At 53.5% G+C, this 13,034-nt stretch carries 9 protein-coding genes; 4 read left to right on the plus strand and 5 right to left on the minus strand.

What is annotated here, in order from left to right:
* The first annotated feature begins 34 nt into the window (after window positions 1-34).
* Window positions 35-1,573, plus strand: coding sequence for an exosporium glycoprotein BclB-related protein (locus tag NYE33_RS10850; RefSeq protein WP_341065730.1), 1,539 nt, complete (start codon window positions 35-37; stop codon window positions 1,571-1,573).
* 513 nt (window positions 1,574-2,086) lie between these two features.
* Here NYE33_RS10850 and NYE33_RS10855 read toward each other — a convergent pair.
* The 5 genes from NYE33_RS10855 to NYE33_RS10875 form a co-directional block, all read right to left on the minus strand.
* Window positions 2,087-2,668 carry a thioredoxin family protein gene (locus tag NYE33_RS10855; protein ID WP_042139683.1) on the minus strand — a complete coding sequence of 194 codons (582 nt, stop codon included), beginning with the start codon at window positions 2,666-2,668 and terminating at the stop codon, window positions 2,087-2,089.
* A 189-nt stretch (window positions 2,669-2,857) separates the two neighbouring features.
* On the minus strand, window positions 2,858-6,208 hold the full coding sequence (locus NYE33_RS10860) for a DEAD/DEAH box helicase (RefSeq protein ID WP_341065732.1): 3,351 nt from the start codon (window positions 6,206-6,208) through the stop codon (window positions 2,858-2,860).
* Between the two features lie 828 nt (window positions 6,209-7,036).
* A complete protein-coding gene (locus tag NYE33_RS10865) occupies window positions 7,037-7,723 on the minus strand; it encodes a TetR/AcrR family transcriptional regulator (RefSeq protein ID WP_341065735.1) in 687 nt (228 codons plus the stop codon).
* A gap of 66 nt (window positions 7,724-7,789) precedes the next feature.
* Window positions 7,790-8,827, minus strand: coding sequence for an ABC transporter permease (locus tag NYE33_RS10870; protein WP_341065737.1), 1,038 nt, complete (start codon window positions 8,825-8,827; stop codon window positions 7,790-7,792).
* On the minus strand, window positions 8,824-9,555 hold the full coding sequence (locus NYE33_RS10875; protein ID WP_340942769.1) for an ABC transporter ATP-binding protein: 732 nt from the start codon (window positions 9,553-9,555) through the stop codon (window positions 8,824-8,826). Before NYE33_RS10875 ends, NYE33_RS10870 begins: the two co-directional genes overlap by 4 nt.
* Before the next feature lie 428 nt (window positions 9,556-9,983).
* Between NYE33_RS10875 and NYE33_RS10880 the strand changes: the two genes are divergently transcribed.
* From NYE33_RS10880 to NYE33_RS10890, 3 genes are all read left to right on the plus strand, one after another.
* Window positions 9,984-10,430 (plus strand): hypothetical protein, encoded by a 447-nt coding sequence (locus NYE33_RS10880; protein ID WP_042139677.1) that lies wholly within the window; start codon window positions 9,984-9,986, stop codon window positions 10,428-10,430.
* A 161-nt stretch (window positions 10,431-10,591) separates the two neighbouring features.
* Window positions 10,592-12,010: a TolB family protein gene (locus NYE33_RS10885; protein ID WP_341065739.1), complete on the plus strand. Its 1,419-nt coding sequence runs from the start codon at window positions 10,592-10,594 to the stop codon at window positions 12,008-12,010.
* A gap of 74 nt (window positions 12,011-12,084) precedes the next feature.
* Window positions 12,085-12,948: a phosphate ABC transporter substrate-binding protein gene (locus NYE33_RS10890; RefSeq protein ID WP_340942775.1), complete on the plus strand. Its 864-nt coding sequence runs from the start codon at window positions 12,085-12,087 to the stop codon at window positions 12,946-12,948.
* Window positions 12,949-13,034 lie beyond the last annotated feature (86 nt).

A 13,034-nucleotide genomic window follows, 5' to 3' on the forward strand; every position in this document is an offset into this window, starting at 1 on the left:
ATCCTATTTTACTAGGAAAAGGAGTGCTGAAACGATGAGTTTTTTATCCACGGGACCGATAGAAAATAATATGGTTGGCGGTGTGAGACCAACTACCCAGGTTACAGTCAGAATTGATAACCGCAGTGATATCACTGCCTCCACAGTATCGGTTCAGGGATACTATTTGAGTGGCGGCGTCAGAAACCTGTATGTCAGCGAGGCGATCGATGTTGCTCCGAATCAATCGATAACCACTACCTACTTTGCTGATCTGGATGGTTTAGAGTTTACTTTCTTAACACCTGCCACTGTGAATGATCCGGTCCAGATTTCGCTCTGGGGTAAGAGCAGCACCGGGGCACTGGTAACCGCGCATCGTCTGGTTTCTGCAGAACTGCTGGGCGAAATCTTCGGTATTACCGGAGCAACGGGTGCCACCGGAGCTCAAGGCGCCACAGGAGCGACAGGTTCGGGTGGCGGAGCTACCGGTGCCACAGGTGCAGCAGGAGCAACAGGTGCCACCGGGGCTCAAGGCGCTACAGGAGCGACGGGTTCTGGCGGCGGAGCGACTGGGGCTACTGGAGCAACAGGCACAGCCGGAGCGACTGGGGTTACCGGCGCAACAGGCACAGCCGGAGCGACTGGGGTTACCGGCGCGACAGGCACAGCTGGAGCGACTGGGGTTACTGGAGCGACAGGCACAGCTGGAGCGACTGGGGTTACCGGCGCGACAGGCACAGCCGGAGCGACCGGGGTTACGGGTGCGACAGGCACAGCCGGAGCGACTGGGGTTACCGGCGCGACAGGCACAGCTGGAGCGACTGGGGTTACCGGCGCGACAGGCACAGCTGGAGCGACTGGGGTTACCGGCGCGACAGGCACAGCTGGAGCGACTGGGGTTACCGGCGCAACAGGTACAGCTGGAGCGACTGGGGTTACCGGCGCAACAGGCACAGCTGGAGCGACTGGGGTTACTGGAGCGACAGGCACAGCTGGAGCGACTGGGGTTACTGGAGCGACAGGCACAGCTGGGGTTACCGGTGTTACTGGCGCGACAGGGGCAACGGGTTCAGGGGCAATCATTCCGTATGCTTCCGGCCTTCCAGTATCTTTGACAACGGTACTCGGCGGACTCTTGAATACGTCCAGTCTTGTAGGTTTTGGCAGCAGCTCTGCAGGTGTTAGTGTTACAGGCGGGATCATTGATTTGACAGGTGCGGCTGGAACCTTACTCAACTTTGCCTTCTCAGTACCGCGTGCAGGCACCATTACCTCACTGGCAGGCTATTTCAGTACGACTGCGGGACTTAGCTTAGTGGGTTCAACCGTAACCATAACTGCGAGATTATTCCAATCGACTACACCCAATAATAGCTTCACGGCAGTACCGGGCGCCACAGTAACTTTAGCTCCGCCATTGACAGGAGTTCTTTCCCTCGGTACGATCAGCAGCGGTCTGACTACCGGGCTTAGTATACCGGTAACTGCCGGCACTCGTTTGCTGATGGTCTTCTCGGCAACGGTATCAGCCGGAATTGATGTAGCGACAACGGTTGCCGGTTATGCCAGCGGTGGAGTTACAATTGTCTAAACCCGGCGCTGCAAGCCAAAAGAAATAAAACAGGGATGCTCCCAAGCCTATAGGCTCAGGAGCGTCCCTGTTTTATTTACATAGAGCACTCAATTGTAGTTGTATATTTGTACTTCTGTATAGCTAATGTTGAAGTAGGGGGGCTGATTTCATCCGTTGTTGGTGGCACAGATCAGGTAACTTTATTAAAATCCTGCACAGAATACAACATTCCCCCCCATTAACACGCCCTAAATCTATAATTGTTGTACAAAAGGCAGCAATTCCCTCGTTTCAGGCCGATCAACGAAGCTATTGTTGTATTTCATACAACAATCCTCCCGCACACCCAGGTATCTAGGGATCAGAGTTGCAAAACGTACAACATTTATGCCTTCGTGCGTACTAAGAAGCCTACATTCTGCCGGCAATGAATTGTGTGTAAGGAATTAACAAATTCCTCTCGTCCCGCCGCGATTAACCAGTAAGCTGGTTAGGTTGTTGTCATAAGTGTGGTTTATATAGACGGCCGTGTTACACCAGATCGCAAGCCTCAGCCGGCATCCAGTGGGCATCCTGGCCGTCCCATTTCACATTGCAGCCGATCGGGTTGGTCAGGGGTTCACTGACCGGTTGCCCGGATACCAGCTCTGTCAGGGCGTTATCCAGATTGTTGACGGTCAGCTTGCCGGTCTCGCGCGGATTATCAACGCCGCGTCCGGTGTAGACCAGCTTGCGGGCTTCATCGAAGATATAGAAGTGGGGCGTGCGCAGTGCGCCATAGGCCCGGGCGGTCTCTTGCGTATCGTCACGCAGATAAGTCCAAGGGAACTTATGCTCCTCCATCCGGGCAACCATATGCTCGAACGAATCATCGGGATGCGTGGTTTCACTGTTGGCATTGATGCCAACGAATTGGACACCCTGATCGCGGAATTTCTCCGCTGCCTCACGGGTAAGCTCATCGGAACCGACTACAAACGGGCAATGATTGCAGGTGAAAAAAACAACCAGGAACCTGGCGGACGCGAATTGCTCCAGGGAATAAGTCTGTCCGTCCGTCGCCTTCAGGGCGAAGTCAGGGGCTGAGTCTCCAAGCGCCAACGTAAAGCTCATTTACAAGCACCTCCTGAATAAGATACAAGCCTTCCCTTGTATTATACCGGACTTGCCAAACGCTTCCAAACTGAGCAAGATTACCTTCATTCCCAAGCATCACAGGAGATCTTCAGCATGATTGTACTTTGTGCAACAGAAGCCGTATGATTTGGCGCAGAAAGGTATTCTATTGCAAGCCTGCCGTTGTCATATCGCGAGTATCTCGCGGATGTCCTGCTCGCTCAGGCTGGACAGGGCTTCCTGTCCCGGCTGAATTACTTCATCAATCAGATTCTTCTTCTTCTGCTGCAGCTCGTACATCTTGTCTTCTACGGTTCCCTGCGCAACCAGGCGGATGACCTGCACGACCTTCTTCTGTCCGATCCGGTGGGCGCGGTCAGCAGCCTGCTGCTCGACAGCCGGATTCCACCACAGATCGTAGAGAATGACCGTGTCGGCTCCGGTCAGATTAAGGCCGGTGCCGCCCGCCTTCAGCGAGATCAGGAATAGATCACGTTCCCCTTCATTGAAACGGGTGCACAGCTGGGTACGCTGGGAAGCCGGTGTTTGTCCGTCCAGATAGAAGTGCGGCACACCCAGCAGGGCCAGTTCGCGCCCGATCATCCCCAGCATTTGCGTGAACTGTGAGAAGATCAGCATCCGTTTGCCGGAGCTGCGGCATTCGTCGATAATCTCCAGCAGCTGTTCGAATTTGCCCGATCCTCCAGTGTACCCGTCCACGAACAGGGAGGGGTGGCAGCACAGCTGGCGCAGCCGGGTGAGACCGGCGAGGACTTTGATCCGGCCGTTGCCGAAGCTGTCGCTGTCCAGATGCTTGAGCGCTTCCTTGCGCAGTCTGGCCAAATAAGCGACGTAGAGCCTTTTCTGCTCCGGCAGCAGCTCAGAGGCCTGCAGTGATTCGATTTTGTCCGGCAGCTCCTTCAGGACATCGCTTTTGAGGCGGCGCAGCAGGAAGGGGCGGATACGCTTTGCCACAGTCTCCCGGGGAAGGTCATGGAAGGCCTTCTTGCCGGGGAACAGCCCGGGAAATACCACGCCGAAGATTGACCACAGATCCTCGAGCGCATTCTCCACCGGCGTTCCTGTAAGCGCGAAACGGTACCGCGCTTGAAGAAGCTTAACTGCCTGGGCAGTCTGCGTCTCATGGTTCTTAATCATCTGCGCTTCATCCAGGATGAGGGTATGGAAAGACCGCTTGGCGTATTCCACGGCATCTCTGCGCAGCAGCGGATAAGAGGTAATGATGACATCATGGCCGGCTGAATTCCGCAGCGTCCGGTTGCGTTCGTCCGCACTGCCGTCGGCAATGGCTGCCTTGATGTCCGGGGCGAAACGCTTCAGCTCATTATGCCAGTTGTAGAGCAGCGAGGCCGGGGTGACAATGAGCGCAGGGACTCCGCCCTGACGGATATCATCAAGCTCGGAGAGCAGGAAGGCGATACTCTGCAGCGTTTTGCCGAGACCCATATCATCCGCCAGAATGCCGCCGAAGCGGTAGTGGGCCAGCGTCTTCATCCACTGGAAGCCGTACTGCTGATAGTCGCGGAGTACAGGGGCCAGACTCTCCGGCACCGGGAAGTCCAGATTCTCGGGACTCGCCATATTGGCCAGCAGCCGCCGGAACGACCGGCCGATCTGGACGGAATCGCCTTTGCCGGTATCCGCATGCAGGCGAAGACCCCGCACCAGCGGCAGGGAGAACTCTACATGATTGAAGTCCCCGTTCTGAACGCCAAGCTCATTCATCAGGGCGATAATTTCCAGGAATTCTGCAGTTTCCAGCGGGAGCAGCGCACCATCCGGCAACCGGTAATACTTACGCTTCTCCTGCAGGGATTTCAGCACCAGCACGATGTCCTTCTCCGGAATACCATCCATGCTGAACTTGAAGTCCAGCCAGTCGGTCTTCTCATTCCAGCTCAGGCTGACCTTGGGCATGGCATGCTCCGTAAGCACTCTTTCCTTGACCGCAGTAGTGGCATAGACCTGAAGCAGCGGCTCCAGCAGCGGAATGGTATGGTGGAGAAAATCGAATTCCCCGTCCTCATCCCGCATGATATATCCGCTCTCCGTCCGTGCGAAGGACTCATGGGCCATCAGGTTGAGAATCCGCCGTTCGGCCTCCCCGTCCCGCATCAGAATCACTTCATTGCTCCGCTCATGCGCCTTCTCATCCAGCGGGTTAATGACAATCCCGCCATATTGGAATTCAAGCCCGGCGAGCAGCCGGTCTCTGACCCGGTCGAGATAGAGTCTGGCGTGAAGCTGCGCCTGAACGATTCTGTCCGCGATGGCATCGGCAATGAATACCTGGCCCAATTTTTTGAGTCCGGGAATGACGCCCTCCATGAATGGCTCCATCTGCTCCGGGGCAATGGCAATTCCGTCCTGCCGCGAGGGGTTCAGCAGCTTTTTCAGCTCAGCGAGACGCCCGCATTCCTGCACCGGCAGCTTCAGCAGCTTGCCCTCAGACAAGACAAGCCCGTAATCTTCCAGAATCGTAAGCTGCTGAAGCCCCTGGACATCCAGCCGGTACCCCTCTCCTTGCGCCTGATCGAACTGGAAGCTCAGCGGGAGTGCCTCAGCGGAGAGAGATAGACGTTCGTGCAGGACCTGGCCGTGCTGCAGACGGGCTGCAGGGGCGGCCGTGAGTGCCGGCAGCAGGCTCTCCCAGAAGAAGGGAGGAACAGCCAGCAACCGTTCATTTCCCGAAGTGCCGGTATGCGGAGCGTAAGGGCTGATGCTGCTGCGGTATATTTTTTCATTCAGCATGATTTCAATCAGCTTCACGAGCACCTCATTATCTTCCTTCGAGAAGCTGTGCAGGGCGGGATCATAACTGAAATGTCTGGAGAATTCAAAAGGCTCACCCCGGTGAACACGTTCCAGAAACCCCCGGATTTTGGGCACGATATAGAGGCGCTTAGGGCCTACTTTCAGTTCTATGCCCAGCATTGTGCTGCCGAAGCTGTAAGAGAAAGGCTTGCAGATGAACTCTACCTGAAGCGGTGTCCGCAGATCCATATAAGCTCCGGCTCCGCTCGGCCGCTGCCGCACTCCGGTGAACATCCCGAGCATGCTGCTCACCAGTTGCCGGTCCCCACTGCGCCCGGTGTATCCGTCTCCGGCAGAGCCGGAATGGCGGGGTGTAAGTATACCGGTCTCTCCCGTGAACGCCTCCGGCTCTTGCCCATCCGGATCGGGAGTCTGGCCCATGTCCATATCTTTGCCGAGATAAAGGACACTAACCAGTGCAGCTGCAATATGTTTGCAGAAAGGTCCGCCGCGGTAGTAGGCCGGGCAGGTACACTCCCCGTTAACATCACCGTCACTATCTATGGTCAGCACTACTTCATGGCTTTCCAGACCATGAACCGCAGCGCGGTATTTCGAATATTCCCCTTCATCGTTGTGCTCTGTATAGATAAGATCAACCTTATGAGCGTGATAATAAGCTACCCCCTGATCAAAAGCGGCTCTGCCGCACAGCAGCTTGATTACCCGTTCCGGTACCTGGAAACCCAATGTAATCCTCACTTCCTTCTATTCCTGATGGCTAACTGGCTCCCAAGCCAAAGCCTGGTTTGTCCCGTTCGACAATCGTTATAGTACCCATAATAACAGAACAGGCGTACGCCTTCAAAAGGGATTATGCTGAGAGCAGTTCTGTCTGCTCTGTCCTGAAGAATTAAGCAATGCGGGAGTTATCTTGATGGATAGCAGCGGACTGGGGTGCTCTATTTGCCCGGACAACATCATTCACCGCGCCTGCGGACCCCATTACAGTTATTTATGTGTAAATTGTGTACAAGAAGTAGTAAGGTGGCAAATAGAACCGGGCAGGTGCATGAGCAAGAATAGCAGAGAAGCAGAAGTTCGCAAGGTATAAGTGAGGGAGTAGAAGCGGCAGAACTAGTATAGCGTCAGATTTAAAGTAGTGAAAATCACATGGGTAAATCGCTTGCTGAGGGTTTGAAGTGACCTGATTATGGCTTATGCGTATGCTTAATTGTACATTGTACAACTAAATCATCTGATTTACAGGCGATTCTCCGTTTAGTTGTATTTCGTACACTTAAACTGCCTTATGTAGACTGGTTATCACCAATTCGGCAGATTTAGTTGTACAGACTACAGTTATAAGAGACAAGCAACGTTTTTCGCTGTTTTTAATTGCATAGTATACAACTATCACTGAATTTCCACTTGGAGGAACTGATTACATCAATTGTTGCATTGTTGAACCAGTAGAACTAGCAGCAGCCAACCAAGTAAAAGCCAGCCTGGCCAGCACGATGTGCTCCCAGACCGGCTCAGACTGTCCCGAAATGGCGTAGCTGCTCCAGCAATGTCCCATCCAGCCGCCTACAGTGTCCTTGCCCCGCCAATTCCGTGCATGATGAAGCTGACGGTCTGCTCAATTTCTTCCTCGTCATTCCAGTCATGGTCCGGCATCAGCAGCAGGCGGGCCAGCAGATAGCCGATGACCGAAGAGATGGTGAAGCGGATGATCGCAGGAGTAGGAGCATCCATAATCTGGCCCTGCTCCTTGAAATGCTCCGTAATTACAGTGACACGCTCCAGCACCTGGCTGAGAATATTCTCGACCAGCTGTTCTCTGAGCGCGGGCTGGAAGGGGATCTCCTGGATAAGGATTCTGATAATTTTGAGATTCTTACGGGCGAAATCGAGCCGGTTCACCATAAATGCCTTAAGGAAGGCTTCATAGCTCTCAAAGGGTACATCCAGCACACCGCTGAAATTACGCATCACAAACGGAGCGATCATCCGGCTCATGGTGGGGACTACGATGGCCAGCAGCAGATCTTTTTTGGTTTTGTAGTAGCGGAAAATCGTTCCTTCAGCCACGCCTGCCTTCTGGGCGATCTCACTGGTGGCCGCTGCCGAGAACCCCTTCTCCGAGAATGTATCAATGGCCGCCTGCAGAATGGATATCTGCTTGGGAGTCATTTGTTCCTTTTCACTGAGGGCCAGCAGCTCTTGAATCCACTGCTCCTGCCCCTGCTGCTCAGCAGCATTGTCTTTCTCCATGATGGACCCTCCAACTCTCTTGCTCTTACCTCCAAGTGTACCACAGCCTATACCGCTAATTCGAAGTTACATTCTGCGGTGCTTGCGCAAGGCCAGCACATTCAGCAGCATGAACAGCAGGGAGAAGCCGATCAGCATGAATACATCAAGGGCGATATCATTCCAGCCTTTGCCGCGGATCATGATATCCATCAGCGCCTGGGCGCCGTAGTAGATGGGGGTTGCCAGTCCTACGCGCTGCAGCCAGAGCGGAAGGGTATCGAGCGGAAATAGTCCGCTCAGGAAAATCTGCGGCACAATGACCAGGGGAATGAACTGGATCATCTGGAGCTCATTGGCGGCAAATGCCGAGAGCAGGGTGCCCAGCGTCAGCGCCGACATCGAGAGCAGCAAGGTCATCAGCAGAACGTAGCCGAAGCTGCCGGCCATCATAATGCCAAGCACCTGGATTGAGAACCAGGAGATCAGCAGCGCCTGAAAGACGGTGAAGATACCGAAGCCGAAGACATATCCAAGCACGATCTCCCAGCGCTTCAGCGGAGTGGAGAGCAGGCGTTCCAGTGTTCCCGTGGTCCGCTCGCGCAGGAAGGAGACACCCGCGATCAGGAAGACGAAAAAGAATACAAATACCCCGATCATAATCGGGCCGAAACGGTCGATCGTCTTCATATCCTCGGCGCCGTAGAGATAGCTGATCTGCGGCTGATTCTGTACACTGCCTGCCGCTGACGGCTGCAGGCTCTGCATAGCTTCCTGCAGGGCCATCATTACGGCACGGTTAGCGGTCGGGTTGCTGCCTTCCAGCATGATCTCAGGAGTGGTTCCTTTCATTGTAATATAAGCATCAATGTCCCCGGCCTGAAGGGCGTCGTTGCCGGATTCATCATTATCATAGCCGGTAATTTCAGCCTTCTGGGCTTCCAGCGCGGTGCTGAACACTGCAGCACCGGGGGCTACACCGATCTTCGGCTCATAAGCATCACCGTTAAAGACCAGGCTCATCAGGCTGAGCACCAGCAGGGGCGCGATGAACATCAGCGCCATAGTTCTTTTATCATGGATGAATTGCTGCAGAATTCTCAAGGTAATCGCACGGATTCTCATGGACGTACACCTCCATAGTACAGGAAGGCTTCTTCAATAGTAGCGGAGCCGGTTGCCTGCAGCAGTCCGGCGGGAGTATCTACTGCGAGCAGAACGCCATCCCGGATCATAGCCAGCCGGCCGCATTTCTCCGCTTCATCCATAACATGTGTGGTGAGTACAATCGTGGTGCCATTACGGTTCAACGCCTTGAGTTCCTTCCAGATCGACTGGCGCAGCACCGGATCAATCCCGACCGTGGGTTCATCCAGCAGCAGCAGGGGCGGCTCATGCAGCAGCGCGATGGCCAGTGACAGGCGGCGTTTCATGCCTCCGGAGTATTGGTCTACTCTTTTGCGCAAATGCTCCTGCAGGTTCACCAGCTCCATTACATCTCTGATCCGCCGTGTGCGGTTGCCGCCCTTCAGCCCGTAGAGGGAAGCGAAGAACTCCAGATTCTCCTTGGCGCTCAGTTCCGTGTATAGCGCATCGGACTGGGCCATATAGCCGATCTGCTGCAGCATGGCAAGCTTCGGCATCCGTACCCCGAGCACATTAATCTCGCCGGAGGTAACTTCGTCTATGCCCGTGAGCAGCTTGACCAGCGTGGTTTTGCCGGAGCCGGACGGGCCCAGAATCCCGAAGGTTTCCGCATGCTCCACCTGTAGCGTAATATCCTTCAATACCTTCTTGCTGCCGAAAGCACGGTCAACATGAGTTACTGTAATCACTGGGTTGGCTTGTTTCATTGTGATCTCCTCAATTCTCCGCATAATGAGTGAGTACTCACTCATTATAATAATGATTCTCTTGGTAAAAGTAAATCTCTTTTCCAAGTACACAAAAATATATATCTGGTGCTCTATTGATCTCCGCTATTGCGGACAAATAAAGGAATCTGAGTCCGATTAACCTGGGAATCTGCATGTTTTACCCGAAATAGCTTCTCATAATCTGTCCGCCAGACTGGCGGACAGATTATGAGAAGCTTCGTCAGGCTCCCGCAGAGCACATGCACGATGTATTAAGGACGAGGAGCCGTTTCCGCTTGCCGGCGCAACAAACATATTAAATTTTATGGATTACCCGTTTCCTTATACCGGTTATCAGGGTAATAAGGAGAATACTGGAGATTGCCGGCAACCGGAACCCATTACATTAGAAGGTGGTGCGAATCATGGCAGGACATAAGCTGCTCCTTACTCTGGGAGTGCTTCTGGCAGCGGCCGGACTTAGCGGCTGCAGCAGTACAGACGGAGCAGAAGCGGACAGCGGAGCTTTTCATACCCTGGCGGAAGAGAATGCGGACGCGCAGCAGTATTTGCCTGACGATCTGCCGATACCGGAAGGCGCGGGCATCACTTTTACCCAAGGTGAAGTGGCAGAGGGGAAGAAATCCTCTATGCTGATCTATGAGACAGAGGAAAGTATGGCCGCTCTCGGAAGTACATATCAGAAATATGTAAGGGACAAGGACCTGGAACGCGGCACAGAGATTGTCGACAGCAACAACATTCTAATTAATGGCAAGGTGAGCGGTTCTTATTCGTATTCTATTATCGGCAGCAGCTCGGACTCGAAGCCCGGCGGTAATGAGATTATTGTGACGTGGATACTGAATTAACATAACTTTTACGGTAAGGCCGGCCCGGGATTCATTCCTGGGCTGGCCTTTTTGTATTTACTTTTACAATTAATATTTCCATAACATTCCTCTGCAACAGAATTGACATTCGTAGATGAAAATAACATTAGCAGTTACCTATAGGAAAAGGGTGAATCTAATTGACAAACAGTAAATGGATCGGCGCAGCTTTGGCTTCAGCACTTCTCGTAACAGGGGGATCAGTAAGTGTTTTGGCTACAAGCAGCAGTGTGAGCGCCGCCGCCGTCAAGACAGCCGCAGTCGGGGAGGGAAGTACTACATGGAGTATCAATGGTACGCCGGTTGCACTCAGCACAATCAACAGCGGTGGATATAGACTCTATTCGTTAAGCCAGGTGGCAGGGGAGCTTGGAGCAGGACTTGTGCTCGGCAGCAGCGGATTTCTATTAAATGACAGCAAGGGCCTACATAATGTACAGATTCAGGCGGGTGTAAAAAGCTATCAGGTTGATGGTGAAGCACAGGAATTTACAGTAGCACCTGTCGTTCATAACAGCAAAACCTATGTTGAACTCACGAAGCTGGTTACCGCACTTGGCGGTGAACTGCAGGCTGAAACCAGCAGTATCCTGAGCTTCGCCCGGCCGGCCGGCCAATTTGATACCCTTCACTGGAGTGCGGACGGCGGCCTGATCGCCAGCCAAAGCGACGCTGAATCCACACTGCTCTATAAATTCAGCCAGGTGCCGGGCAATTATGAATGGTTCTCTTCCAACAGCAGTGCTGTGGATTATGCAGTTTCTGCGGATCAGCAGTGGGGTGTGTTCAGCAATGAGACAGGCCTTCTGCAGCTGATTAACCTGTCCAGCGGAGTGATCACTACCCTTGGCAAAGACACCAGCGTGAAGACGGACCTCGTATGGTCCAGCGACGGCAAGACAATCTATTTCATTCAAGGCGACAAGCAGGAGAAGCTGGCGCAGATTTCTGTAGAGACCGGAGAGGTCAAAGCGCTGCTTGAGGATAAAGTGGAGAATAAATCGGAGCTTCGCGTATCGGCGGACGGCAAAACTGCCGTGTACATTGTCAATGTAACAGGCACAGCCAAGAATGATGCCGACAGTACAGAAGATTCACTGACTGTAGACTTCAGCAAAGCCGGAGAACAGCTGTACAAGCTGGATCTGGCCACCAAAGGCGCGAAGCCGGCAGCCCTGACTACTGCGCTCGACAACAAGCTGTACCCTGAGATCCTTGCTAACGGCAGCGTAGTGTACCTGAGTGCAGATCCGGAGGGCACTGCCGCCAACACCCTGAAGTCGATTACAGCTGACGGCACCAGCACAGATATCACCTTGAGTGCTGAAGCCAACTGGTCTGCCGGAACAAGTACAGGTCTGGTGGTTGCAGGCTTGAGCGCAGATGGCAGCACTGTAATCTACTCTATTGCAGGCGGCGCGGCACCGGTTGAATTATTCCGCACGGCAGAAGATGTGTCCGAGGTGTCTGTCTCGAATGACGGCAGCAAGGTGGCCATTGTCAGCGACGGCAAAATCCTTGTAATTCAGAACGGCAAAGCAGTGCAGCTGTCCAATTAATACTGACTAATACTAAGCTTCACTGATTCACAACAACATATATCGGCGCTGGCCGCCGGGAGGAGAAATTATACATGAAGGTTTTCCGGAAATTAACAGTTACAGCGCTCACCGCGGTTATCGCGGTTACCGCAGCTTTTGCAGGGGTTGCCGCTGCTGCGGACAGTCTCAAGGGTAAAATCACCGTTAACGGTTCGACCGCACTGCTTCCATTGACGCTGCAGGCCGCCAAAGAATTCCAGAAGCTTCACCCTAAAGTGAAAATCGCCGCTTCAGGCAAAGGCTCCGTAACCGGACCTCAAGCCGTGAAGAAAGGCATTGCGGATATCGGCGCCTGCGACTGGGATGCCAGCATCGATGTTCCGGGCTTCAAAGCTTTTGAAGGACAGGTAGCGAACAAGGTAGCGGTCATTCCTTTTGCAACCATCGTGAACAAAAACGTCGGTGTAGACAACTTGACTACAGAACAGCTTAAAGGAATCTACTCCGGCAAAATCACGAACTGGAAAGAAGTCGGCGGAGCAGATGCCAACATCGTGGTTATCACCCGTGCCTTCGGTTCCGGTACCCGGGTCAACTATCAGGCGAAGGCACTTGCCGGCGGAGATATTGTGAAGAAAGAGAAGAACTACAAGGAAACCGGCTCCAGCGGCGACATGAAAACAGCTGTGGGCACTACTCCTAACGCTATCGGATACATCGACCTTGTCTACGTGACCGGCAGTGACATCAAAGCCGTGAAGTTCAACGGTGTGGAAGCGACTACGGACAATGTTATCAACGGTTCGTACAAGATTTGGGCTTACGGCTACTACATGACCAATGGCCAGCCTACCGGCGCTACCAAAGAATTCATCGAATACGTGCAGAGCAAGAAGTTCCAGCAGGGTTCGCTCAAAAAGCTTAAATTCATTCCGATTGCCGCCATGCAATCCTAGGATCAACCATAGTACAAGGTAACAGACTGATAGGTAACAGCGGCCAGCTCCGGAGCTTCATGCGGGGTTGGCCTCTTACAGGAGGG

The organism is Paenibacillus sp. FSL R10-2199 (assembly GCF_038000235.1).
Classification (GTDB): domain Bacteria; phylum Bacillota; class Bacilli; order Paenibacillales; family Paenibacillaceae; genus Paenibacillus_AQ; species Paenibacillus_AQ phytohabitans.